Source organism: Comamonas sp. Y33R10-2 (assembly GCF_019355935.1).
Taxonomy (GTDB): Bacteria; Pseudomonadota; Gammaproteobacteria; order Burkholderiales; family Burkholderiaceae_C; genus Comamonas.
In genome coordinates this window covers 2,210,842-2,236,116 of sequence record NZ_CP079925.1, presented here as the reverse complement: position 1 = coordinate 2,236,116, position 25,275 = coordinate 2,210,842, and the positions used below count along the sequence as shown (strand labels likewise).

General features: G+C 56.1%; 21 protein-coding genes and 1 tRNA gene. 18 read left to right on the top strand and 4 right to left on the bottom strand.

Annotated features, from left to right (window positions below; all coding sequences use genetic code 11):
* The first annotated feature begins 33 nt into the window (after window positions 1-33).
* The 4 genes from KUF54_RS10010 to KUF54_RS09995 all read left to right on the top strand — a co-directional run bounded on the left by KUF54_RS10010 (window position 34) and on the right by KUF54_RS09995 (window position 6,187).
* The gene (locus KUF54_RS10010; protein ID WP_255576011.1) at window positions 34-1,290 is read left to right on the top strand and encodes a S9 family peptidase; all 1,257 of its coding nucleotides are present in this window, start codon (window positions 34-36) and stop codon (window positions 1,288-1,290) included.
* Between the two features lie 153 nt (window positions 1,291-1,443).
* Window positions 1,444-2,286, top strand: coding sequence for an HDOD domain-containing protein (locus KUF54_RS10005; RefSeq protein WP_219342623.1), 843 nt, complete (start codon window positions 1,444-1,446; stop codon window positions 2,284-2,286).
* A gap of 174 nt (window positions 2,287-2,460) precedes the next feature.
* Complete coding sequence (locus tag KUF54_RS10000; RefSeq protein ID WP_255576010.1) at window positions 2,461-3,216, top strand: response regulator transcription factor; 756 nt, start codon at window positions 2,461-2,463, stop codon at window positions 3,214-3,216.
* 583 nt (window positions 3,217-3,799) lie between these two features.
* Window positions 3,800-6,187, top strand: a complete 2,388-nt coding sequence (locus KUF54_RS09995; RefSeq protein WP_219346354.1) for an AI-2E family transporter — start codon at window positions 3,800-3,802, stop codon at window positions 6,185-6,187.
* 76 nt (window positions 6,188-6,263) lie between these two features.
* Here KUF54_RS09995 and KUF54_RS09990 read toward each other — a convergent pair whose 3' ends face one another.
* Window positions 6,264-7,400, bottom strand: a complete 1,137-nt coding sequence (locus KUF54_RS09990; protein ID WP_219342621.1) for an iron-containing alcohol dehydrogenase — start codon at window positions 7,398-7,400, stop codon at window positions 6,264-6,266.
* A 209-nt stretch (window positions 7,401-7,609) separates the two neighbouring features.
* Here KUF54_RS09990 and KUF54_RS09985 point away from each other — a divergent pair, with 209 nt between their 5' ends.
* Both KUF54_RS09985 and KUF54_RS09980 read left to right on the top strand, forming a co-directional pair.
* The gene (locus KUF54_RS09985; protein ID WP_370627508.1) at window positions 7,610-8,590 is read left to right on the top strand and encodes an alpha/beta hydrolase; all 981 of its coding nucleotides are present in this window, start codon (window positions 7,610-7,612) and stop codon (window positions 8,588-8,590) included.
* Window positions 8,591-8,601: 11 nt separating this feature from the next.
* Window positions 8,602-9,459, top strand: coding sequence for a GNAT family N-acetyltransferase (locus tag KUF54_RS09980; protein WP_219342619.1), 858 nt, complete (start codon window positions 8,602-8,604; stop codon window positions 9,457-9,459).
* A 246-nt stretch (window positions 9,460-9,705) separates the two neighbouring features.
* Here the strand turns inward: KUF54_RS09980 and KUF54_RS09975 are convergent, their stop codons facing one another.
* Window positions 9,706-10,662, bottom strand: coding sequence for a folate-binding protein YgfZ (locus KUF54_RS09975; RefSeq protein ID WP_219342618.1), 957 nt, complete (start codon window positions 10,660-10,662; stop codon window positions 9,706-9,708).
* A gap of 44 nt (window positions 10,663-10,706) precedes the next feature.
* On the opposite strand from KUF54_RS09975, the gene mltG reads away from it, so the two are divergent.
* From mltG to KUF54_RS09945, 6 genes are all read left to right on the top strand, one after another.
* Complete coding sequence (gene mltG / locus KUF54_RS09970; RefSeq protein ID WP_219342617.1) at window positions 10,707-11,702, top strand: endolytic transglycosylase MltG; 996 nt, start codon at window positions 10,707-10,709, stop codon at window positions 11,700-11,702.
* Window positions 11,703-11,810: 108 nt separating this feature from the next.
* Entirely contained in the window at window positions 11,811-12,497 is a 687-nt protein-coding gene (tmk, locus tag KUF54_RS09965; protein WP_219342616.1) for a dTMP kinase, read from the top strand.
* Entirely contained in the window at window positions 12,494-13,522 is a 1,029-nt protein-coding gene (locus KUF54_RS09960; RefSeq protein ID WP_219342615.1) for a DNA polymerase III subunit delta', read from the top strand. The genes tmk and KUF54_RS09960 overlap by 4 nt, the downstream gene beginning before the upstream one ends.
* Before the next feature lie 91 nt (window positions 13,523-13,613).
* Entirely contained in the window at window positions 13,614-13,970 is a 357-nt protein-coding gene (locus KUF54_RS09955) for a PilZ domain-containing protein (RefSeq protein ID WP_219342614.1), read from the top strand.
* A gap of 139 nt (window positions 13,971-14,109) precedes the next feature.
* On the top strand, window positions 14,110-14,919 hold the full coding sequence (locus KUF54_RS09950; RefSeq protein ID WP_219342613.1) for a TatD family hydrolase: 810 nt from the start codon (window positions 14,110-14,112) through the stop codon (window positions 14,917-14,919).
* Window positions 14,920-14,968: 49 nt separating this feature from the next.
* Window positions 14,969-15,703: an ankyrin repeat domain-containing protein gene (locus KUF54_RS09945; protein ID WP_219342612.1), complete on the top strand. Its 735-nt coding sequence runs from the start codon at window positions 14,969-14,971 to the stop codon at window positions 15,701-15,703.
* 114 nt (window positions 15,704-15,817) lie between these two features.
* On the opposite strand, the gene msbA is transcribed toward KUF54_RS09945, so the two are convergent.
* Entirely contained in the window at window positions 15,818-17,683 is a 1,866-nt protein-coding gene (gene msbA, locus KUF54_RS09940; RefSeq protein ID WP_219342611.1) for a lipid A export permease/ATP-binding protein MsbA, read from the bottom strand.
* A 302-nt stretch (window positions 17,684-17,985) separates the two neighbouring features.
* Between msbA and tolB the strand changes: the two genes are divergently transcribed.
* The 6 genes from tolB (at window position 17,986) to rimO (ending at window position 23,226) form a co-directional block, all read left to right on the top strand.
* Window positions 17,986-19,305, top strand: coding sequence for a Tol-Pal system beta propeller repeat protein TolB (gene tolB, locus KUF54_RS09935; RefSeq protein ID WP_219342610.1), 1,320 nt, complete (start codon window positions 17,986-17,988; stop codon window positions 19,303-19,305).
* Between the two features lie 63 nt (window positions 19,306-19,368).
* Window positions 19,369-19,896, top strand: a complete 528-nt coding sequence (gene pal, locus KUF54_RS09930) for a peptidoglycan-associated lipoprotein Pal (protein ID WP_219342609.1) — start codon at window positions 19,369-19,371, stop codon at window positions 19,894-19,896.
* Complete coding sequence (ybgF, locus tag KUF54_RS09925) at window positions 19,896-20,657, top strand: tol-pal system protein YbgF (protein ID WP_219342608.1); 762 nt, start codon at window positions 19,896-19,898, stop codon at window positions 20,655-20,657. Before pal ends, ybgF begins: the two co-directional genes overlap by 1 nt.
* Entirely contained in the window at window positions 20,657-21,469 is an 813-nt protein-coding gene (locus KUF54_RS09920) for a ThiF family adenylyltransferase (protein ID WP_219342607.1), read from the top strand. Before ybgF ends, KUF54_RS09920 begins: the two co-directional genes overlap by 1 nt.
* A 108-nt stretch (window positions 21,470-21,577) precedes the next feature.
* A tRNA-Lys gene (locus tag KUF54_RS09915) sits at window positions 21,578-21,653 on the top strand.
* 166 nt (window positions 21,654-21,819) lie between these two features.
* Window positions 21,820-23,226: a 30S ribosomal protein S12 methylthiotransferase RimO gene (rimO, locus tag KUF54_RS09910; RefSeq protein WP_219342606.1), complete on the top strand. Its 1,407-nt coding sequence runs from the start codon at window positions 21,820-21,822 to the stop codon at window positions 23,224-23,226.
* 137 nt (window positions 23,227-23,363) lie between these two features.
* Here the strand turns inward: rimO and KUF54_RS09905 are convergent, their stop codons facing one another.
* Entirely contained in the window at window positions 23,364-25,046 is a 1,683-nt protein-coding gene (locus KUF54_RS09905) for a M14 family zinc carboxypeptidase (protein ID WP_255576009.1), read from the bottom strand.
* Window positions 25,047-25,275 lie beyond the last annotated feature (229 nt).

The window sequence follows — 25,275 nt, the reverse complement described above, 5'->3', positions numbered from 1 at the left end:
TACAGGCGGCCCTTAAATGGGAGTGAGAGAGAAATGAGCTATGAAAAGGGCAGGGTGTTGCCCGTTTTGGGCGTGGTGGTGTTGGTGGTTTTTATCGGCATCAAGATGACATCTCGGGGCTGGGTTTCGCTGGACAAAGCCAAATCTAAAGCCGAACAGAAGGCTCAGGCTGAGCAACCGGTCGCTATAGTCTGGCCGCCCGCGCTGGCGCCGCAAAGCGACAGCTTTTGCCACACCATCAAGCTCAATATTGCTCAGGTCGATAAGGCTATGGAAGAGGGCATTTCGATTGATCAGCAGCGCCGTTGCATTACCCGCGCAGCGATGACTGAGTATGAAGATGCCAAGGTGCGCAATGCGGCTCTTAAAACGCAGCGAGCGGCGCAACAGGCAGAGCAAAAGCAGATTGAGCAAGTGGTAGAGCAGCAAATTTCCTCAGGCGCCATCACCTTGCAAAACCTGATACAGGCACGTGCTGGCAAGGCGACGATGATCTCTACGGCATTGCTGCCGTCTGCGCATAAGCAGATTAAGGCCATGCCGACCCCTCCAGCTCAATTGTTCGTGCCCATGAGTTATCAAAGTGGCAATCTAAGCCTCAAGGCTTTTGTCACCCCCAACCCCGGCGATAGCAAAAAGGTGCCACTGATCGTGTGGTTGACGGGCGGCGATAGCAATAGCTTGGATGACTTCTGGACGGAGGGTGCTGAGTCCAACGATCAAAGCGCAGCTGCCTTTCGTAAGGCGGGCATGGCCATGTTGTTCCCCACGCTACGCGGCGGTAATGACAACCCGGGGCAGCGCGAATATTTTTGGGGCGAGGTGCAAGATGTGGCTGCTGCGATTTTGCAGGCCGCGCAACTGCCTTATATAGATGCGTCGCGCATCTATTTGGGTGGGCACAGCACAGGTGCGACGCTGGCGCTGCTAACGGCCGCGGCGGGTTTGCCGGTTCAAGGTGTTTTTGCTTTTGGCCCGGTCGATGAAATCAGTGGTTATGACTGGCCGCTGAAGTGGTCGCTTGTCTCTGCGGATGAAAGGCGCATGCGCTCGCCCATGTATTGGATGCATGCGATCAAAAGTCCCACTTGGATTATTGAAGGTAGCAAGCGGCCCAGCAATATCAACAGCCTAGACAACCTGTGCGCGGCTCGAAAATCAGAGCAGGTGCACTGTGTTTCGGTTCAGGGTGGCGATCACTTTTCCGTGTTACAACCTATAACACGTAAGATTGCAAGTCAGCTGGTCATGGGTCAGCCAGTGCAACTGCAAAGAGATGAAAAGCTGTAACTGTTAAGTCTGTCTGTATTAAGAGCGACTAACACAACCCAGCAAGCCGAAGTTTTGCGTTTGAGACAAGGCAAAACAACGTCGAAGTAAGGGTGGTGTTACAGGCTTTTAGGCCGAAAGGTGTTTTAGCCCCGATTGCAGATGATCTACACCATGAGCCGCGCCAACTCCTTGAATCTTTCAACACTGTTTGAGCAGCATCCCTTGCTGCCTAGCCAGCCTCGCGCAGTTGCGTTGCTGTCGAGTGCGCTGCGCCAGCAAGATCCCTGTATGCGCAGTTTGGTGCAATTGTTTTCAACCGACCCAGTATTGACTGCGCGTGTGTTGGCCTTGGCTAATGAGCCTGCGCATCAATTAGGCCAGCGTGTGCACAGCATTCCTGAGGCTCTGGTCGTATTGGCGCCAGTCCAGCTGCGTCAACTGCTGAAAAAATCTGCCCCCTCAGGAGCGACCCATGCGTTGGCGGGCTGGAGCTTGGCCAGCTTTTGGCGCTACAGCCTTGATACCGCACGCATCGCACGTGCTTTGGCTATGTCGGTGCAGGCCAATGCCTCGGCTGCTTATACGTTGGGATTGCTGCATGGTTTGGGTCAGTTGCTTTTGCATACGGCTGATCCAGAGACCTTTGTGCGATTGGCTGAAATGCTGGAGCCTATGCACCCTAAACGCCCAAGAGTAGAGATGAAGCTGATGGGGTGCTGCAGCGGGCAGATTACGGCCCATCTAGCAAGGCAGTGGAACTATCCGCTAGTCATGAGTGATGCATTTGAGTTCTTGCATGCACCGCTTAAGCAGCCTGTGTTTGAGCCCTTGACGGGAGTGCTGCACCTCGCAGTTTGGCTGGCCTCGACCCGTGCTTTGAAATGGAGCGAACGCCAACTGGCTGTTTCCTACCCCGCAGAGGTGGGGCTGGCGCTGGGCATGGATATCGACATGGTGCTGCGCCAAGCCTCAATCAATTGGCATGCTGCTAGCTCTTTGGATGTGGAGTTTTAGCTTTTTTGACGCACGTCAGATGATTTTGCTTACCTAAATTGCATTTTTTCCTACGCTGAAGTTCGTGAGTTATTGTTAAAAGCTATTCATCGGAAAATTGAATAGTTTTTATCTGCGTTGATTCTGTCGCCACATTGCAGTGCAGCATTCAACTCATTTTGGCAAGGATAAATGATGGACTCGAAAGACGCACTCTTCACCAATGACACGCTGGCCGTGCGAGCGGAGCAGCAGGGGAGTCCTTCCATGTGGCCAGATTACATGGTGGGCCAACCTGAAAACCCAGCCAGGGTGCTGCTTGTGGATGATGATGCTCATCTACGAATGGTGATTGCTCAGGAAATTATGAGTGATCGGCGCACCATGGTGGTGGCGCAGGCCAGTAATTTGAAGGACGCAAAGAAAGCGATTCGCCAAAATGACTTCGATGTCATGTTGCTCGATCCCCATTTGGGTGATGGCGATGGCCTAGAGCTGATTGATGTGATGAAAACTCAGCAGCCAAAGGCTGAGGTCATTGTGGTGTCGGTGATAGAAGCCGAAGAGCAGGTGCTGCGGGCTTTTGAATTGGGTGCCAGTGGTTACCTGATCAAAAATTCATGGTTTGGCAGCTACCCGCAGGCAGTGCTTCAAGTCGTGAATGGCGGTGCCTCCATTACACCGAGTGTGGCAAGGCAGTTGCTGCAGCGATACGGCAAAAGCCCGGTGTCAGAGCATCAGCTCGCTGTCAGCACTCCAGACATGCTCTCAAGCCGTGAAAATGAAGTGCTGCGCATGGTGGCCAGTGGCAATACCAGCTCCGAGATCGGTGTGCATTTACAAATCAGCGCCATGACGGTCAACACGCATATCAAGAATATTTATCGCAAGTTGCAAGTGCGAACACGGGCTCAGGCCGTACGTTTTGCATCGCTGCGCGGCTGGTTTTAGCCTCTTGTTAGTGAAGAAGCCATTGTCTGCGGCAAGAGCCGATGGCGGATCTAAATTTCGAATGCCTTTGTTCATGCACAGCTCAGCATTGAAGACAAGGGTAAAGACCTGGATGAGGTCGCTGTGCAAGGCAGCAGTCGTGGGTTCGCCGCGGGCTCGATACGGGCTATTAAGCGCATGCTGTAGGCGAAACGCTTTGCTTTCAATTTCGTATTTGCGGTGGATTGAAAATCTCCATCAATTGCTTGATGCTCAAGGGTCACCTCCCTAAATCCGAGCTCTTTTGAACTCTCACGAGTTTTCCTGAGTTCTTCCGAGTGCCACCTGATGCCAATAAAAATAAGCAAGACCGCATATGAATGAACTTCCCAAGGATTCCCCACAGCCTGCCGACTCATCTTTGGATGTGCCTGTCAATTTTGGGGCTGTTGCACCAAACGAGCCCTACGCGAGGGCGCCGGTTGAGCTTGAGGCGAACTTGTCAGTGGCGCAAAGTGCCGGGGGAGAGTTGGGTGCGCGCAGTGATTCAGCCTCTTGGTACGGGGCAGACAGACGCAGCCGATCCAATCTGCGACCCGGTGTGATGCAGCTTGCTGATCTTGTCCCGGCCTTGCGATTGTTGATCGGGCTGCTGATTGCCTCGATCTTGATCTTGGCGCTGTTTTATGGCCGCGACATGCTCATCCCGCTGGCACTCGCCATGCTGTTTGGGTTTTTGCTCGATCCTGCTGTCTCTCGCCTCAAGCGTTGGGGCTTGCCGCGCATGGCTTCTGCCATTGTGGTTGTGATGTTTGCACTGGCCGCCTTGGGCGGTTTGGGGATGTATCTGGGCAGCCAGATTCAGCAACTCAGCGCTGACTTGCCCACTTATCAGTCCACGATTCGCGACAAGCTGCGGGGTTTGCGCCAGAGCGCCAATATGCCTAGTGCATGGGATGGTGTTTTTAAGACTTACAACACGGTAGAAAAAGAAATTTCCAGCGCTGATAGTGCCAAGCCGCGTGTCCAAAAAGTAGAGGTGCAGACTCCAGAATCAAAACCTACCACGCAGTTGCTTCAGTGGCTTGGCCGTATTGCTGAGCCGCTGACTACGGCGGGTATTGTGTTGTTGTTCGTGATTCTAATTTTGCTCGATAGAGACGATCTGCGCGACAGACTGCTCAGGCTGGTGGGGGGCAATTTTCATGTGGCAACGGATGCGCTGGATGAGGCGTCTGAGCGCATTGGAAATTACCTGCGCATGCAGTTCATCGTCAATATTTGCTATGGAATCCCACTGGCGACTGGTTTGTGGTTTATTGGGGTACCAGGGGCAATTCTCTGGGGCGTGCTGGGTGCCATCATGCGTTTCGTGCCCTATGTCGGGCCGCTGATGTCAGCGGTGTTTCCGCTGGCACTGGCTTTCGCGGTTGATCCTAGTTGGAATATGTTTTTGCTGGCGCTGGGCTTGATCTTGTTGCTGGAGTTAATTAGCAATAACGTGATTGAGCCCTGGCTTTATGGCAGCAGCACAGGACTTTCGACGTTAGCCATTATTGTTGCAGCCACCTTTTGGACCGCGCTTTGGGGCCCGATAGGTCTGATTCTTTCCACGCCTTTAACGGTGTGCTTGCTGGTTTTGGGGCGATACATTCCTGCGCTCAAATTTATGGAAGTCTTGCTGGGTAGCGAGCCTGTGCTGGGTCCGCAGCAGCGGCTGTATCAGCGTTTGCTAGCCGACGATGCGGAGGACGCTATCAGCATGGCTGTTGATTCTGTTGAGGAGCGATTGCCGTCCAAGCCCAGTGCTGAAGATAGAGCCTATGCCGTCAGTGACTTTTACGATGAGGTGGCTATCCCTGCCCTGCGCCTTGCCTCACAGCAGCACACCGAGTCGGCCACGGCGGAGCACCGCCTTAGGCTGTCTAGTGGCATGAGCGCTTTGCTTGAAGAGTTACGTGAGCACTATTCACCAAAGAATGCTCGTCACGCTGAGGCAGCCCCCAGCACTGAGCGACGCCGTTTGCGAATTCATTGCGCAGGTGCTCGTTGGGAAGTTGATGCCCTAGGGGCAGCCATGGTCGCGCATGCCGAAGGTTTACATGGGCACGAGGTGACTTGCTCTGAATCGGCTTTGAGCAGTGATGCGCAAGCTTTGTCGCCAGAAGGAAACGCCTCAAGCGGCTTGAGCGGTGATGGAGAGTGGCTCAAGCTCGTGCAGCGCTCAGATTTGTTGGTGCTTTCAATCTTTAGTAATCAGCCCCAAAGCATGGTGCGGCGCATGGTTAGGCGTATTCGTCGCCACAGGCCTCAGGTGCGGGTGGTTCTGTGTCTATGGAATGCCCCGGCAGTGGCCGCAGACCCTGATTTTGCGGTGCAGTGTGGGGCGCAAGCTTGCGTAACCAGCTTGCATGAGCTGCACCTGTGGGTGGAGGCTATGCAGGTCGATGATGGAGGGGAGAGAGGAACTGCAGCCCCTGTCCCCGAGGGCGATGAGCTGCGTGTCAAGGCGTTGCATGAAAGTGGCGTGCTGACTGAATCGCTTAAACCGCTTTATTACGAGGTGGCTAAGCAAGCGGTTAATGCGTTCAACACGAAATGGGCACAGGTCTCTTGGGTCGACGCGGACCGTGTTTATATGCCTGAAAGCGTGTTGCCCTCGCCAGAAGACGGAGCTGCACTGCGCAGCTTGCCGCGCGGGAAGACGGTGTCTTCTTATGTGGTGTATGAGGAGGAAGCCATTGTGGTGGGCGACTTGGCTAGAGACCCCCGATTTGCATCAGACGCGACCGTGCAGAGTTTGAAGCTACGTTTTTATGCGGGCGTGCCCTTGCGCGACAAAAAAGGCCATGTTTTGGGCTGCTTCTCAATACTGGATGATGAGCCTAGAAACTTGTCAGATGACGAGTTGGCGTTGCTCACGAGCATGGCTCAGCAGCTCATGGAGCAGGTGCGCGAGGCGCTCAAACAAGGACCTGCCGCTGAAGCTTAACTCCATCAGCTGATGCATACGGCCTTGCGCATGGTGGTGCGCAAGGCCGTTTTACATTGATGAGTATTGAGATGATTTATAGCGATGTGCTCAGCATCTGCTCATAGTCCAGCACTGAGGCTAAGCGTGGGTTGGTGGCATGGCAGTGATCTTTCAATGCGCCGCTGATGATGGAGTCAAACTGCGCGCTTTCCACGCCCATAGCGGCAAGACCCGAAGGCAAGCCAAGGCGGGCATTCATCTCGCGAATCGCCCCTGGAATATCGCTGCCGTTTTTCAGACCCATGGCATGGGCCATGCGGTTCAGGCGGTCTTCGCGTTGCACGTTTTCGGCGCTGGCATTGAAGCGCACAACGGCGGGTAAAAACATGGCGTTGAGTGTTCCGTGGTGCAGTCGCGGGTTCACCCCACCAAGGCTGTGGCTCAGGCTATGCACGCAGCCCAGCCCTTTTTGAAAGGCCATGGCTCCTTGCATGCTGGCGCTCATGAGCTGGCGGCGGGCCTCGGCATCTTGTCCATTGCTTGTGGCCCGCTCAATGTGCGCCCAGCCGCGTGTTAAGCCATCGAGTGCAATGCCGTCTGCGGGCGGGTTGAAGGCGGCAGCCATAAAGGTTTCCATGCAGTGAGCGATCGCATCCATGCCGGTCGCTGCCGTCAACATGGGCGGTAAGCCAAAGGTCAATTCAGGATCACAAATCGCCGCTTTGGGCACCAGATGCCAGCTATGAAAGCCGAGCTTGCGGTGGTCATCCACGATGAGAATGGCGCCGCGTGCCACTTCGCTTCCCGTGCCGCTGGTGGTGGGCACGGCAATGAGTGGTGCGACTTGCTCGGTGATACGAGGTGAGCCGCCTTCAATGGTCGCGTAGTGCGACAGCGGCCCTTGATGTGTGGCAGCAATGGCTACGCCCTTGGCGCAATCAATGGCGCTGCCGCCGCCCACGGCAATCAGTCCATCGCATTGCTGCGCTTGGTAGATGGCAGCCGCAGCGCGCACGGCCGCTTCTGTGGGGTTGGATGGTGTCTGGTCAAACACAGCGTGGGGTAAGCCAGCCAGCGCATCGAGCGCCTTTTGCAAAATGCCTGCGGCCTTAACGCCATGGTCGGTCACGAGCAGTGGTTTGCTGATGCCCACGCGCTCACACTCTGCGCGCAGCAGTTGGATGGCGCCAAAGTCGAATTGAATCTGGGTGACGTAATTGATAAAAGCCATGGCCTGTGCATTTGCTCAAAACAGAGATCAGTTCAATCTAGAAGCTGCCCGCAGCAGGGCCAAGAACGCAAACCCTGAGAGGCAGCCTTTAATCGTCGCACCGGGGACAGGATTGCTTGCGCTTGTTGGTGCTTGCATGCTGATTGCCGATAAATGTCACAGCAGCCCTCACAATGCTTGCCTGTGTCTTGCCAAAATTTTTCATGTTCATGCCTGATTCTTCCGTGGCTTTGCCTGCCAGCTTGACAGTTTCTATGCGCGATGTGCTGCGCCGTATGGCACGAGCCGCGCGAACTCCCATGCATCAATTGGGAGCCGATGGAGCCAGAGCCGCCTATGAGGCTGGCGCTGGGGTGCTTGAAATCCCCAAGCAAGCCTTGCCACGCGTGGAGGATTTGCAGATACCTGCCCGTGATGATGCGCAGCTGCTCGCCCGCCTGTATGCGCCTGTGACGAGAGAGGAAGCTCCTGCGGTTGGCTTGCCTGTGCTGCTGTATCTGCATGGCGGCGGTTTTACCGTGGGCAGTGTGGCCACCCATGATCAGCTTTGCCGTCAGTTAGCGCATTTGGCTGGATGCATGGTGGTATCGCTGGACTACCGGCTGGCGCCTCAATTTCAGTTCCCCACAGCACATAACGATGCTTGGGATGCTTTGCAGTGGTTGGCCGTTAATGCTGCGACTTTAGGTGCTGACCCCAGCCGCATCGCGATAGGCGGCGATAGTGCTGGCGGTACGCTGTCTGCAGCTTGCGCCATTGAGGCGCGCAATGCTGGCCTCAAACTTGCGCTGCAATTGCTGATCTACCCCGGCACTACAGCGCACCAAGACACCGATTCGCACCGCAGGTTTGCCCATGGTTTGGTGCTAGAAGAAGAGTCTATTCGCTGGTTTTTTGCACAATACATTGCTGATCCAAAGGACAGAGAGGACTGGCGCTTTGCGCCGCTGCTCGCCCCTGATGTGGACGATGTGGTGCCCGCATGGATAGGCTTGGCTGAGCTAGACCCATTGGTGGATGAGGGGGTTGACTACGCTGACAAGCTGCGCATGGCAGGCGTGCCAGTAGAGCTTGAAATTTACAAGGGCGTGACGCATGAATTTATCAAAATGGGGCGCGTGATTGCCGAGGCACGGCAGGCCCATCAAGATATGGCGCAGGCCTTGCGCCGCGCATTTGAATTGAACTGAAAGCAAGAACCATGAACCGACAAGACTTTCGCAGGTTTAGCCGCATTGAGGTGCGCTGGGCCGAGGTGGACGCACAGAAAATCGTCTTCAACGCCCATTACCTCATGTACGCCGATGTGGCCATGAGCAACTACTGGCGCCAGTTAGCGATTCCTTACGATGCCGGTTTCGCGGCTTTGGGCGGCGAGATGTTTGTGAAGAAGGCAGGCACCGTTTATCACGGCTCGGCCACCTTGGGGGATGTGCTGGAGGTAGGGATTCGCTGCGTCAAGCAGGGCAATACCTCGCTGCAGTTTGATGTTGGCATTTTTCGCGGTATGGAGCTGCTCAATAGCGTCGAGCTGGTTTATGTGTTTGCCGACCCCGCAACGCAAACCCCCAAGTCTGTACCGCAGCAGTTGCGTGATGTGCTGACCGCTTATGAAGCGGGGCAAGATGTGGTGACGCTGCATTCCGGCAGCTGGAATGATTTGGGCCGTGAGGCAGAGCGCCTGCGCATGGCGGTGTTTGTGCGCGAGCAGGGCGTGCCCCGTGAAATTGAGATTGATGAGTTTGATCCCATTGCCCGCCATGTGGTGTTGCTCAATGGTCTGAATCAGCCCGTGGCTACCGGCCGTTTGGTAAGCGATGCACCGGGCGTGGCTCGCATTGGCCGCATGGCGGTGGAGCGCAGCGTGCGCGGCGGGCGCTGGGGTCGCATGGTGCTCGATAGCCTGGTCGCCGCTGCGCGTGACCGGGGTGACAAAGAGGTGGTTTTGCATGCTCAGCGCCATGCAGAGATGTTTTATTTACGCGCAGGCTTTACGCCGGTGGGTGAGCCTTACGAAGAGGCGGGCATTCCCCATATCACCATGCGCCAAACGCTTTGATACTTCTTTTTTGATAGCTACTTGTCCTAGCCGATAAAAGGCTGTAGCCTGTTTTTACTTAAAACTGGAGGTCAACGATGAGCCGAGCAATGACAATTCTGAGTGTAATTGGAGTGGCTGTAGCGGCCTATGTGGCTTATCGTTACGGCGTGTTTTGAGGTCAAGATAAAAAGCGGCTCCATCAGCCATTGATGGAGCCGCTTTTTTGCGGGTTTTGTGGCCCGGCCTCAGTGGGTTCAGGCTGCTTTAGATGTCTGCCAGCAGCTCGTAGGGCAGGGGCAGCACTTGCAGCGCCACGCCTTGGGCGGCATCAGCGCTTTGGCCTTCTGCCAGCGCAGCGTGGGCAAACAGGTCGCCTAAAGTGGATGATGCGATCTGCATAGAGACGATGGCATCCCAGCCGCCTTCAGGGGCCGCAGCGGCTTGCACCACCGTACCGGTCGCTTGCTCTACATCTTCGGCGCTAAATACTTCTTGACCAACGCTCAAGGCCTTATCGGCATGCACCAAATAAGCGCGGCGCTTGAGTGTGCCGCGGAACTGGCTGCGGGCCACAATCTCTTGGCCGGGGTAGCAGCCCTTTTTGAAATTAACGCCGCCTAGCGACTCGTAATTGAGCATCTGGGGCACAAAGGCATCGACTACAGGGGCGGACAGCGTAGCCACTACGCTTTGCACTTCAGACCATTGCCATAGCTGTTCGCTCAGTACTTCACCGGCGGGCGCTTGACCTGCGGGGGCGACCCACAATGCACGCTGGTTGCCAGCGGCGGGGTACAGGGCCAGGGCATGAGATTCGCCTTCGGCTTTGAGAGCCCAAGGTGCAGCATCAGCGCTCAGGTATTGCGCAGCCGCAGTGCCTGTTAGGCCGTAGAGCGCAAAGTCTGCCGTAGCGTCGCTGAGCTTGCACTGGGCGCGCATCACAAACATCGACAGGCGCTTGAGTGTGGGCGCGAGCAAGCTGCGGTCACAAATCAACACAATCTCGTCAGCGCTGCGCTTAAAGCCAATAAAACTGGTCAGCATGCGGCCTTTGGCGGTGCAAAAAGCCGCCAAGCGGGCCTGATCTTGTTTGAGCAGCACAAAATCATTGCTCAACTGACCATGAAGAAAGCTGGCCGCATCAGCGCCAACAGCGCGGATCACACCAAGATGGGTAATGGGGGTAATGCCGTTCAGGGGCAGCGTCTTTGGCTCAGTCATGTCTGAATTATGATCGTCGCTCTGAGACTTTACGGATTGAGCCTGTGCGTGCCCTTATTCGTGCACTGATATTTTTGCTGTTGTTAACCGCCCTGACTGCCGGTGGCGCTTGGTGGTGGCTAAACCAACCCTTGAATTTGAGTGAACCCAGCTTGGAGCTGGAAATTGAACCCGGCACCACGCCGCGTGGTGTGGCGCAAAACGTCGTCAAAGCCGGTGTGCAGACGGATGCCCGCCTGCTGTATGCGTGGTTTCGCCTCTCGGGCAAAGATCGCGCCATCAAAGCGGGTAACTACGAGTTGAGTGCAGGCCTTACACCATATTTGCTGCTGCAAAAACTGGCGCGTGGTGAAGAAAGCCTGCGCGCGATGACGATTGTGGAAGGCTGGAACTGGCGCCAAGTGCGCGCTGCGCTGGCCCGTGAAGAATTCCTTAAACAAGACAGCGCTGGCCTGAACGATGAAGCCGTGATGACGGCGCTGGGCCGCAGCGGTGTGATGCCTGAGGGGCGCTTCTTTCCCGACACTTATACCTACGCCAAGGGCAGCTCTGACATGGCCGTGTTGCGCCGTGCCATGCATTCCATGGATAGACGCTTGGCCGATGTCTGGTCTATGCGCTCAGCCAACACCCCGCTGAAATCTGCGGAAGAAGCCCTGACGCTGGCCAGCATTGTGGAAAAAGAAACCGGCCGCGCTGCAGACCGTGCGCAGATTGCGGGCGTTTTTGTCAACCGTTTGCGCATTGGTATGCGCTTGCAGACGGACCCCACAGTCATCTACGGCGTGGGCGCGAGCTTTGATGGCAATCTGCGCAAGCGCGATTTGCAGACAGATACGCCTTGGAACACCTATACCCGCGCCGGGCTGCCGATTACGCCCATCTCCATGCCTGGTAAGGCCGCGCTGATGGCGACAGTGCAGCCCGATCAGACCAAAGCTTTGTACTTTGTGGCCAAGGGCGATGGCACCAGCCATTTCAGTGCCTCCTTGGATGAGCACAATAGGGCGGTTAACCGTTATCAGCGCGGAGGGCAATAGCCTTCCCCCCTGAGGGGGACGACACCATCGCGGCGGGGCGGCCCTTGCTTGGTGTCTGCTGGATAGGAGCTGCTAGTGGTGCGTGAGCAATAAATGAATGAGTTTGAAATGACAACAGGACTGTTTATCAGTTTCGAGGGCATTGATGGTGCGGGCAAGTCCTCGCACATCGCTGGTTTGGCGCAAGCTTTTCGCGATCAAGGCCGCGTGGTCACTTTGACGCGTGAGCCCGGCGGCACGCCGCTGGCCGAAAAGCTGCGCGCCTTGATGCTGCATGACGCGATGGATCCGCTGACCGAGGCGCTGATTGCCTTTGCAGCGCGCCGTGATCATTTGGTGCAGGTGATTGAGCCTGCGCTGGCGCGTGGCGAAGTGGTGATCAGCGATCGCTTTACCGATGCTACCTTTGCCTATCAAGGCGCAGGTCGTGGCTTTGATTGGGATCAGCTATCAGTTTTAGAGCAACTAGTCCAGACAGGAACTAGACTGCAGGCTGATTTGCCATCGAACTTTATGCGTGAGCCCGATATGACGCTGTGGTTTGACCTGCCTGCTGAAGTCGCCGCGGTGCGCTTGGCTACAGCGCGAGTGCCTGATCGCTTTGAAGCCCAGCCCGGCGAATTTTTTGCCCGCGTGGCCCAAGGCTACGCTCAGCGCGCTCAGGCCGCGCCGCAGCGCTTTGCGCGCGTGGATGCCAATGCCAGCCGGCAAGCCGTGTGGGAGCAAATCGCACAGGCGGTTGTCGCCAAAGGTTGGCTGACGGGCTTGACCGGTTTGACAGAAAGCAAGGCATGAGTAGTGCAGTGAGCGCCGAAGCCCCGTGGATTGCCACGCAGCGAAGCCAGTTGCTGGCGCAGCGTGGTCATGCATGGCTGTTGCAGGGGCCTTCGGGCTTAGGGCAGTACGCGCTAGGCCTGTCACTGGTGCGGGCTTGGTTGTGCGAGCAGCCTTCGCCGCAAGGCGCTTGTGGCCATTGCGCCAGCTGCCACGCCATTGATGTGCGCGCCCATGCCGACTTGTGTGTGCTCATGCCTGAGGTGCAGATGATGGAGCTGGGCTGGCCCCTGTCTGAAAAGGCGCAAGCGGATATTGACGATAAAAAGCGCAAGCCCAGCAAAGAAATTCGCGTCGATGCCATGCGGGACGCGGTGGAGTTTTGTCAGCGCACCAGCGCGCGTGGCCGCGGCAAGGCCGTGCTGGTCTACCCGGCAGAACAGATGAACGCAATCACGGCCAATGCCTTGCTCAAAACGCTGGAAGAGCCGCCGGGTGATGCCAAGTTTGTTTTGGCCAGCGAGGCATCGCACCTGCTCTTGCCCACTATTCGCAGTCGTTGCCTGGCTCACACCATGACTTGGCCAGCCGCACCAGAGGCGGCCCAATGGCTGCAGTTGCAAGGTGTCAATGAGGCCGACGCTGCAACGGCACTGCAAGCCACTGGCGGTCGTCCCGGTGATGCGCTGCGTATGGCTGGGGACGCTGGCCGTGCAGCCGCTTGGGCGCAGTTGCCGCGTCAACTAGCTAAGGGCGATGTGGCCGCGTTGGCCGCATTTGGCCCAGTGGCTGGGGTAGAGGCGCTGCAAAAAATCTGTCACGACTTAATGGCCATGGCGGGCGGCGCGAGCCCGCGCTACTTTTCGCCTGCCGATTTGCCGGGCAAGCCTTTGGCGATGGCGCTGCTGGCCGATTGGTCGCGCGAGCTTGTGCAAGCGGCGCGTACGGCAGATCATCCTTTTAATGCCGGGCTGATGATGGAGGCTCTGGCCTCTCGTGCGCGCAGCGTATTGATTTCAGGTAAGGCCAGCAAAGCCATACGTTAGGTCATAACTTGCGGGTTTTACGAATGTTTTGTGGGGTGTTAATCTACAAAGCGCCGCCAGCCGACCGTCTCAAAAATTATGTGATCCCACTATGAACGCATCTACCTCTCCCCGTCCCAGCGTCATGCAACTGGCGATTAAGGAAAAGGCCGCTTTGTATGCCGCCTACATTCCGTTATTCGCCGAGGGGGGAATCTTTGTACCCACACAGCGTGACTATCGCTTGGGCGATGATGTCTATGTGCTGCTCACGCTGCCAGACGATCCCCAGCGCTACCCTGTAGCAGGGCGTGTGGCTTGGGTCACCCCCGAGCGAGCTTCTGGCAATCGCACTCAGGGCATAGGTTTGCAGTTCCCTAAAGATGCCAAGTCTGCCGAACTCAAAGCCAAGATTGAACAGATTTTGGGCGCGACCTTGGGCTCTGAAAAGCCCACTCAAACACTTTAACTACCTCGCGTAGCCTTCAAACTGACGCTGCCCAAGCCAGGGTAGCCAAGCAAAAGCCCTCTTGCGGCGATGCTGCATCTTCCTCCCGCCAAGCAAGCGAGGGGCACGCGGCGCAGCCGCTCAGGGGGTGAAATTTTCTATGTTTACCGATTCGCATTGCCACCTCAACTATCCTGATCTGAGCGCCAATCTCGCTCAAATTCGCGAGGCTATGGCCGCAGCCAAGGTCACGCGTGCACTGTGCATTTGCACCACGATGGAAGAGTTCCCGGATGTGCACCAGCTTGCGCTGGACTATGACAACTTCTGGGCTACGGTGGGCGTGCATCCCGATACCGAAGACATGACCGAGCCCAGCGTGCAGGATTTGGTCGATCGCGCAGCGCTGCCGCGTGTGGTGGCGATTGGTGAGACCGGTCTTGATTACTACGGCATGGAAGATCGCAAGGGCGGCCGAACGATTGCCGATCTGGAGTGGCAGCGTGAGCGTTTTCGTACTCATATCCGCGCTGCGCAGATTACGCAAAAGCCGCTGGTTATTCATACCCGCAGCAGCTCAGATGACACCTTGGGCATTTTGCGCGAGTGCGGCGAGGCCGACAGCGCCACGCAGGCGGGCGGTGTTTTTCACTGCTTTACCGAGACCGCTGAAGTGGCACGTGCCGGGCTGGATATAGGTTACTACATCTCCCTGTCGGGCATCGTTACTTTCAAGAATGCACAGCATCTGCGCGATGTTGCAGCGTTTGTACCGCTCGATCGCTTGCTAATCGAGACGGACAGCCCTTATCTCGCGCCCATGCCTTACCGCGGTAAGACGAATAATCCTTCCTATGTACCGTTTGTCGCCAAGCAAATTGCTGAGGTGCGAGGTATTTCTGTGGAAGAGGTGGCTGAAGCTACCAGCGCCAACTTTGATCGCCTGTTCAAGGGCGTAACCCAGTCGTGACCTCGCCTTGAATCAAACGTGAGCCATCCGTGAACTCTGGAGCCAATGCATGAGTCTTTTCGCTGCCCCCATCACCACATTGACATCGTCATTGAATCGTCGCCAAAGCCTGCGTTGCTTGGGGGTTGCGGTGGTCGGGGCGGCAGGTCTGCCAAGCATGGGCTGGGCCAATGACTTTGATGATTTCTCAAGAGCCTTGGTTAGCGATAACGCCAGTGCCATGGTGAATCTGATCTTTCGCGGTTTTGATGCCAATACGCTGGATTCGCGTGGGCGTCCCGGTTTGGTGTCGGCCTTGCACCAAGATTCGCTCAAGGTGTTTGAGGTGCTGCTCAAAGCGCCCAAGATTGATGTGAATTTGGCCTCGCGCCAGAACGAGACACCGCTGATGATGGCCTGTCTCAAAGGCCATATCAAGCTGGTCAAAGAGCTGATCAAGCGCGGCGCGGACGTTAATCGTGAAGGCTGGGCGCCGCTGCATTACGCCGCATCGGCAGACACGCCTCAGACGCTGGACATCATCAAGCTGCTACTGGAAGAAAGCGCTTATATCGATGCCGCATCGCCCAACGGCAGCACGCCGTTGATGATGGCGGCGCAGTACAGCAGCGAGTCTGTGGTCAAACTGCTGCTGCAAGAGGGCGCAGATCTGAATTTGCGTAACCAGCTCAAACTCAATGCGGCTGACTTTGCGGCGCGGGTGGACCGCCAGTACATGGTGGAGCTGCTGAACAAGGCCCTCAAGCAAGAGCGGCGCATGCAACCGTCAAAAGGTACTTGGTAGTCTTGGCCTGAAACTGAGTTTTTGTTATTAATTTGATAGCGACTAGTTTTTAATAAAAAAGGACTTCAAGCCAATCTAAGCCTGAAGTCCTTTATTTATGCGGACAAGCCGCTCTTAAATTTGTGCCTCGCCGGGCGTTGCCGTGCTGCGCACCTGTGTGTGCAGGCGTGCGTACAGGCCACCCAGCGCAATCAACTCGGCATGCGTACCTTGCTCGGCGATCTGCCCGCGCTCCATCACCACCACGCGGTTGGCGTGCTCAATGGTGGACAGACGGTGGGCAATGACCAGCGTGGTGCGGCCTTGCATCAGGCGGTTCAGGGCTTCTTGAACCAAGCGCTCGGATTCGTTGTCTAGTGCCGAGGTGGCCTCGTCCAGAATCAGAATCGGTGCATTTTTGTAGAGCGCGCGGGCAATAGCCAGGCGCTGGCGCTGGCCGCCTGAAAGCTGGTTGGCGTTGTGGCCGATCAAGGTATGCAGGCTTTGCGGCAGGCTGCGCACAAAGTCGCCCAAGTTGGCGGCTTCAAGCGCAGACCAGACACGGGTCTCATCGACCTCAGCGCCCAGAGCCACATTGGCGGCCACGCTGTCGTTGAGCATGACGACATCTTGGCTGACCATGGCGAACTGCTGGCGCAGGGTGTTCAAGTCCCATTCAGTCAGTGGCACGCCATCGAGCGTGATCTGGCCACTGGTGGGCGAGAAAAAGCGTGGCAGCAGGTTGACCAGCGTAGTCTTGCCCGCACCCGATGGGCCGACCAGCGCAACCACTTCGCCCGCTTTCACGTTCAGGTTGAGTTGGGCAAGAGCAGGGGCTTTGTCCGGGCCAAACTGTACAATCACGTTGCTCAGTTGCAGCGTGCCGATGACAGGGCCTGCGGGCTTGAAAGAGCCGCTTTGCTCATCGCTGGAGCCTTCCAGCAGTGACAGGCCGCGCTCAAGGGCTGCCACGCCGCGAGTGATGGGGTTTGCCACATCGGCCATACGGCGAATGGGGGCGATCAGCATCAACATGGCCGAGATAAAGGCGGCGAAACCACCTACGGTCACATCTTGAACGGTGGTGCCGGTGGTCGCACCCTGACGGCTTTGCCACAGTGCAATACAAAGAATCACGGACAGCGCAATGGAGGCTAGCACCTGCGTGAGCGGCGTCATGGCAGCAGAGGCGATCGTGGCCTTGGTGTTGAGGCCGCGCAGTTGGTTGCTCAAGGCGCCAAAGCGTGATTGCTGCGAGGCCTGCGCGCCATGCAGGCGCACCATGCGGTGGGCCAGCACGTTTTCTTCCACTACATAGGCTAGCTCGTCAGTGGCGGTTTGGCTGGATTTGGTGATGCGGTACAGACGGCGCGAGAGCGTTTTCATCACCCAAGCTACGCAGGGCACCATAAAGGTCACGATGAGCGTGAGTTGCCAGTTCAAATAAATCAGATAACCAAGCAGGGCGACCAGCGTAAAGCCGTCGCGCGAGATGCTCATCATGGCCTGCACTAATTGCTGGGCGCCGGTTTGCACCTCATAGACAATGGTGTTTGATAGAGCCGATGCCGATTGACGCGAGAACAAGCTCATATCAGCGGCGAGCAAACGCTCGAACAATTTTTTGCGCAGGGCTAACATGCCGTCGTTGGTGATACGCGCCAGCGCGTACTGACCGGCAAACTGGGCCAGACCGCGAATCACAAACAGGCCAATCAGAAAGACTGGCACCATCCACAAATCAAGCGAGCCTTGGGTGAAGCCACTGTCGAGCAAGGGCTTGAGCAAGGCAGGCATGGCGGGCTCGGTGGCCGCACCTACTAGGGTTGCCAAAATGGCCAAGCCCCATGCCCAGCGCTGGCCTGAGAAGTAAGGGGTCAGTCGTTTCAGGCGCTGCATGAGTGGCAGATCGGCCGGGTTGAAAGGGGCTGATTGCGCGGGCGTCGGCGTCTGAGCGGCTGAGGAGGCTTGGCTTGGCGGTGTGGGCGGTGTGGCTTGCATAAGCGCGTAATTTTAGGGCTTGCGCATTTAGCGTAGGCGCTTACCGTTGATAGACCGGTTTTGAGATGAAGTTGTAACCAACTATGCCTATTTGGATATAAAGGCAAAGCCTGCGGCAAAATTGCTCAAGGTAATGCAAGCGCTTATCCGTAGGCGCTGACATGCTCTCGATTTAATTATTTTGTGGCACTTGCGTTTGATCACCCTACTGAGTACGTTCTTACATCAGGAATCCGTCAGTGTGTGTAACATCCGAGCTTGTGTTTGTACTGAACACCTCCAAAAAATTTAGATGGCTGCCAATGACTATTGACCGACTTCCATCCCTTAAAACTTGGGCAGTAAGCCCGCGCGCTTCTCGTAGAACCATGTTGGCAGCGTTAGCTGCCTCGCCGGCCATTCCCGCGTTGGCCCAGTTTAGGGTAGAGGTAACAGGCGTGGGCCTGACACAGTTGCCCATTGCGATTGCCCCATTCAAGGGCGAGGGCTCGGCCCCGCAGAAGATATCCGCCATCATTCAGGCGGATCTGGAGCGCAGCGGCCAGTTCCGCGGTGTGGATGCCTCGGGTGTGGCTCTTGATGAGTCATCGCGCCCCGACGTGGCGCAGTGGCGCCAAAAGGGAGCTGATTCTCTTGCGAACGGCAGCGTTACCCGTACGTCTGATGGCCGCTGGGATGTTCGCTTTCGCCTGTGGGATGTTGTCAAGGGTGCTGACTTGGGTGGCCAAGGCTTTGCTGTTACGACAGGTGACTTGCGCCTGGTTGCACACCGCATTGCAGACTATATCTACGAAAAGCTAACGGGCGAAAAAGGCATTTTCTCCACCCGCATCGCTTACGTCACCAAGTCTGGCGCGCATTACCGTTTGTGGATTGCGGATGCGGACGGTGAGAACTCTCAGTCTGCGCTGTCTAGCCCGGAACCTATCATCTCGCCCGCATGGGCGCCCAACGGCACGCAACTGGCTTATGTGTCGTTTGAAGCGCGCAAGCCCGTGGTCTATGTGCATGACGTGGCCAGCGGCCATCGCCGTTTGCTGGCCAACTTCCGCGGCTCCAATAGTGCGCCAGCGTGGTCGCCAGACGGCAGCCGCTTGGCGGTAACGCTCAGCCGTGATGGTGGCTCCCAGTTGTATCTGCTCAGCGCTCAGGGCGGCGAGCCTCGCCGTTTGATGCAAAGCAGCGGTATTGATACCGAGCCATGCTTTTCAAGTGATGGCCGAACCATTTACTTCGTCAGTGATCGTGGTGGCGCGCCGCAGGTTTACAAGGTTTCAGCTTCTGGCGGTAGCGCTGAACGCGTCACTTTTACAGGCACCTACAACATCTCGCCAGCCATCAGCCCTGATGGCAAATGGCTGGCTTACGTCTCTCGTGTCGGCGGCGGCTTCAAGCTGCAAGTCATGGACTTGGCAACGGGTACTGCAAACTCCATCACGGACACCAATGCCGACGAAAGCCCAAGCTTTGCCCCTAATAGTCGCTTGATTGTTTACGCCACCATTCAAGCTGGACGCGAGGCACTCATGACGACGACGTTAGACGGCAAGATCAAAGCGCGTCTGGCCGGATCGGGTGGAGACATTCGTGAGCCCGATTGGGGCCCGTTCCAAAAGCAATAAATCTAAGTTTTCGTTCCCTTTTATTAGTGATGTAGTCCTATTTGGACTGTTCGGAGAAATCTCATGTTGACTATCAAACGTCTTTCTTTGGCTTTGGCTGTTACTGCTCTGGTTGCTGGCTGCAGCTCCGGTGTCAAGCTCGATGACAAGCCTGTCGATGGCTCGCTGACTAGCCAAGGTGCTGGCGCGAATGGCAGCGGCCAAAGCGGTGTGTCCGGTGTGGACCTGACCGGTTCTGCTGCTTCCAAGGCCGGCCCTCAAGGCGTGAGCCGTATCGTGTACTTCGATTTTGATAGCTACTCCGTTAAGGCGGATGCTCAGCCCCAGATCGAAGCTCACGCTAAGTTCATCAAGGCCAACCCCGCAGCCAAGGTGCAACTGGAAGGTCACACCGATGACCGCGGCGGCCGTGAATACAACTTGGCTCTGGGTCAAAAGCGCGCTGAAGCTGTGCGCCGCTCTTTGGGTTTGCTGGGTGTGAATGACGCTCAAGTTGAAGCAGTGAGCTACGGCAAGGAAAAGCCCGCAGTCGAAGGCAACAACGAAAGCGCCTTTGCCCAAAACCGCCGCGTTGAAGTGAACTACCGTTAATGATGAAGCAGGCTTTGTTGACTCTTCGTCACACAACGCTGTCGCAACTGGTGGTGGCTGGCCTGTTGGCCAGCTCTGCTATTAGTGCGCAGGCTGCTTTATTTGGTGATGACGAGGCGCGCCGCGCCATTATTGAATTGCGCCAGCGCGCTGATAGCTTGCAGCAGTCGCAGGAGCAGACTCGCCGCAGCCTGCTTGATCTGCAGTCGCAAATCGAAGCGCTTAAGGCCGACCAAGCCAAGCTGCGTGGTCAGAACGAGCAATTGATACGAGATTCATCTGAGCTGCAACGTGGTCAAAAAGATTTGGCCAAGGGCTTTGATGAGCGTTTGCGCCAGTTCGAGCCTGTCAGTGTGAATGTCGATGGCATGGAGTTCACTGCAGACCGCAGCGAAAAGCAAGACTTTGACCAAGCCTTGGGATTGTTCCGCTCGGGCAAGTTTCCTGAAGCCGCTCAGGCGTTTGCAGGCATCTTGCGCCAGTGGCCCAAGAGTGGCTACACGCCTTCTGTGCGCTTTTGGTTAGGTAATTCGCAGTACGCCACGCGCGACTATAAGAATGCCATTGCCAACTTCCGCTCGGTATTGACCAATGCACCCATGCATATGCGTGCACCGGAGGCGGCTTTGTCCATTGCTAACTGCCAAGTTGAGTTGAAAGAAACCAAGGCAGCGCGCAAGACGCTTGAAGATCTGTTGCAGGCTTATCCGAACTCGGAAGCCGCAGGGATTGCCAAGCCAAAACTGGCGACGCTTAAGTGATGGTTGACCATTCACAGCAGCAAGCGGAAACAGCGCCCCAATCCGGCGCTGTTTTTTTGACAGACGAGGCTGATTTGCAGCGTCGCTTCGGTGGGCTAGAGCGTCTGTATGGCGTGCAAGGCGCTGCTCAAATTCGTGCAGCCCACGTAGTAGTTGTCGGTATTGGCGGTGTGGGCTCGTGGACGGCAGAGGCTTTGGCGCGCAGCGGTGTGAGCCGCTTGACCTTGATCGACATGGATCATGTGGCCGAATCCAATATCAACCGCCAGATTCATGCGCTGACGAACACCGTGGGGCAGGCCAAGATTGAAGCCATGCGCGATCGCATTGCCTTGATCAATCCTGCTTGCCAAGTCAACTGTATTGATGACTTCGTTGATCCTGAGAACTGGCTGCAGTTGCTCCCCGCAGATGCGGATGCTGTGATTGATGCCTGTGATCAGGTGAAGTCAAAAGCAGAGATGGCAGCTCATGCCCGCAAGACCAAGCAATGCTTTATTGCGGTAGGTGCCGCAGGTGGCAAACGCCTTGCGCATTTGGTGGACATTGCAGATCTGAGCACCACTACGCATGACCCGTTACTGTCTCAGCTACGTTATCGCCTGCGCAAGCAGCATGGTGCACCCAAGGATGGCAAGCGCATGGGAGTGACCTGTGTGTTCAGTCGCGAAGCAGTTGCCCCGCCAGATGCCTCTTGCGCTATCGAGGGTGACGGCAGCCTGAACTGCAGTGGCTATGGCTCAGTGGTTGCGGTGACCGCGACCTTTGGGCAGTGTGCTGCAGGCTGGGTTTTGGACCAACTGGCACGCTAGTTTGAGCACAAATTGAATTAATTGAATCGTTTTCCTGAGAGGCAGGAAAAATAGATTACAATAACGTCATTCCACTGATTAAGCAAACATTGTTTTTTAAGTGTGGCAGGGCCTTTAGCTCAGTCGGTAGAGCAGCGGACTTTTAATCCGTTGGTCGCGAGTTCGAATCTCGCAGGGCCCACCAGAATGCAGGCGCTACAGCTACAAAAGCTGTAGCGCCTTTTTCGTTTATCTATCCATTGACTGTCGGCCTGCATGTCGAGTCGTGCAATGGTATTGCGTCTGCCAAAAAATGCGATTAGCTTAAAATTGCTCTTTTCGCGTACAGGCTGCGCCGCTGGAAAAATCAAATGAAATCAACTGATTCTGATCGCACGATGCTAACGAGCATCCCTAAAGTTGGCTTTGTCTCGTTAGGCTGCCCTAAAGCGCTGACTGATAGCGAACTCATTCTCACGCAACTCAGTGCTGAGGGTTACCAGACATCTAAGACCTTTGAAGGTGCGGATCTGGTGATCGTGAACACCTGCGGCTTCATTGACGACGCTGTTAAAGAGAGCTTGGACACTATTGGTGAAGCACTGGCTGCGAATGGCAAGGTAATCGTCACTGGTTGTTTGGGTGCCAAGGCCGGTAAAGAGGGCGGCAGCTCCATGGTGGCTGAGATTCACCCCAGCGTGCTGGCGGTAACTGGTCCCCACGCCACGCAAGAAGTGATGGATGCAGTGCATGCCCACTTGCCCAAGCCCCACGATCCGTTTGTAGATCTGGTGCCCGGAAGCTTTGGCGAGGCAGGTATTAAGCTCACGCCCAAGCACTATGCGTACTTGAAGATTTCCGAGGGCTGCAACCACCGCTGCACTTTCTGCATCATTCCATCTATGCGCGGTGATTTGGTCTCGCGTCCGATTGGCGATGTGCTTAAAGAAGCTAAGGCACTTTTTGAAGGTGGCGTTAAAGAACTGCTAGTCATCAGCCAAGACACCTCTGCCTATGGTGTGGATGTGAAGTACGTTACGGGCTTCTGGGATGGCAAGCCGGTTAAGACTCGCATGCTGGAGCTGGCCGAGGAGTTGGGCAAACTGGCCAAACAATATGGCGCTTGGGTGCGTTTGCATTATGTGTACCCATACCCTACGGTTGATGCGGTGCTGCCATTGATGGCTGAAGGCAAGATATTGCCTTATCTGGATGTGCCGCTGCAGCACAGCCACCCCGATGTATTGAAGCGCATGAAGCGCCCAGCTTCGGGCGAAAAGAATCTGGACCGCATCCGCGAATGGCGCAAGATTTGCCCTGAGTTGGTGATTCGTTCCACCTTCATCGCAGGCTTTCCTGGTGAGACAGAAGAAGAGTTTGAGCACCTGCTCGACTTCATCCGCGAAGCTGAAATCGACCGCGCTGGTTGCTTTGCCTATAGCCCTGTTGAAGGCGCTACAGCAAATGAGCTTCCCGGCATGTTGCCTGAAGAAGTGCGCGAAGCACGCCGCGCTCGCTTTATGGAAGTGGCGGAGGAAGTTTCCACTCAGCGCCTGCAGCGCCGCGTGGGTCAGGTCATGAAGGTGCTGGTCGATAAGGCCATTAGCCTGGGCAAAAAGGGCGGCATCGGTCGTACCTATGCCGATGCTCCTGAAATCGATGGTGTGGTGCACATCCAGCCGCCTGAAAAGGCCAGCAAGACCTATAAGGTCGGTGATTTGATTAGCGTGCGCATTGTGGGTACGCAAGGTCACGACTTGGTCGGCGTACCTGTTTAACTAACGTTTGCCGCACTGGCGTGTGGCATCGTCAATGATGCGAATGCCGTTCACTTAGCTTAAGTGAACGGCATTTTGCTTTGTTGAAGCCTTCAGCGCTGATGCCGTACTTGGCAAGTGCCGCGTAGCCTAGTTTTTTACTCCATTTCTTCCTCAAATATGACCGAGGGTGCTGCGACCACTCGGCCTATATCAGCAGGCGATGTGATCAAGCTCTTGCTGAGGTAGCTAAATGGGGTATCTGGCTCTAATGCGGCGGTGACCAAGTGGGCTTTGGCTTGGTTGAGCGTGATGTAGTAGCTGCCGGTTGGGGTGTCGATGGAGCCGCGTGTCAGCACAGGTGTGTTGCTGTCGCTGCGGGGAGGGTTGTAGCTGTCAGCTAGCATTTGACCGGGCTCTGCAATTTGCATGACTTGCACACCTTGCAGGCGCAGGCGATCGACTGTGCGCCCTGAGCTTGCGGATAGCCAGTAACCGCACGGGCGTGGGCGTGTCTGTTCAGCTTTGATGTTGAGGGACGAATTCCAGTCCACACGTGCTTCAATTTCTTGGCCCGAGTCGGCTTGCAGCATGCGAATAGTGTGTTGCTCTGGCGTCAGGGCAGCCCGCACGGTCAGCGTGTTTCGGCAGGCAAGCGCCGCAACATCGCGTGACACAAATGATTCGACCTGCTTTAGGTTTTTGGATTTTTCTGCGGTGGCTCTTAGCGCTGCGGTGGCTGCAATGACAAGACTATGCACACGCCTTTGAATATGCATACGGCCTAAGTCAGAGCCGCGGCTGGCGATCATGAGGGATGCAGCATTTTTGAGGCTGTTGGCGTTAATTAACGTGTCTGCGTCAAGGCTAGCCATGGAGATAGCTTTATCACCCTGATGATTGCTGGGCTTGAAGAACCATTCGTTGCTGAGCTCTGCTTGTTTGAGAGCACTGCGCATGGGCTGGCTAAGCCATTCGCGAGATGCCTTATTGATGAATTCGTGCGTATTGGCCGTGGCGGCGGGCTGTAGCAGCACGTCATAGAACTGTACGGCCTGAAATTTCTGCAAAAAAGCTCCGCCAGCGGCAAATTCTTGAAGGTCGATAACGGCTGCCGGGCGGTAGTTACGCGTCAAGCGAGCGAGTGCTTGAGCTTCCGGGGTGCTTAAAAGCAGATGGTCGTGTGTGAGGTCAGTGCCATCTGCAGTCAAAGGACTTGCAGTGTCTGCTGCATCGGGGTTTGCGCGCGGCACGATGATGATGTTGATTTGCTGCAGCATGGGCGCTAGCAGGCCGCTTTGGCCTAGTTCGCTGGCGAGAACTAGCAAGGCTTCGGTGCTGGCGGGTTCATCTCCGCGCTGGCCGCCGACAAGCAACACCGTAGGCTTGCCATTATTGTTGATCGCCTTGGCTTGCGTGCTTTCGCTTTGGGTGGCGATCAGCGCTTGAATAGGGAGCCCGCGTTGCGAGGTGCCGATGGATGTCGCGGTTATTTGATAGCCGCTGCTAGCTTTGCTGCTCAATGATTGCAGCGAAGCGGTGATTTCTGCCTGTGTGCTGAACAGCTGCCGATTTGCGCCCAAACCCGGTGTAGCGTAAAGCGTTGTGGGGTCTGGGAAATGTGACTCGATGGCTGGGTTGTATGGAAGTGCCGCAAGTTGCGAGGAAGGTGCAATAGGCTGGCTAATGGCCGCAGGAGCCGATGGTGTTGGAGCAATGTGCGTGTTTGGCGTATTTGCTTTGACCTGTGACTGACTTGGCATGCCAGCCCATGGCGGAAGTTGCACATTTGCGCAGGCTGTCAACAACACTGCAGAACCCACGGTCGTCAGCTTGAGCATACTTTGAGCCCAAAAAGGCTGGCAACGCTTTGCATGAGAGAAAACGGGCTTGGGTAGGAATGTCATAAGTTCAACGCAAATAAAAAGAACACGCCAAGCGCGAAACCAAAAGCTTCGCACATTCAAGGCCGATGTTAGGCGGGGTAGCTTGCGATCTGCTGTCAGCGAAGAACGTCGCTGAGTACAAAAAATACAAAAGGGCCGCAATATTTTCTATTGCAGCCCTTAA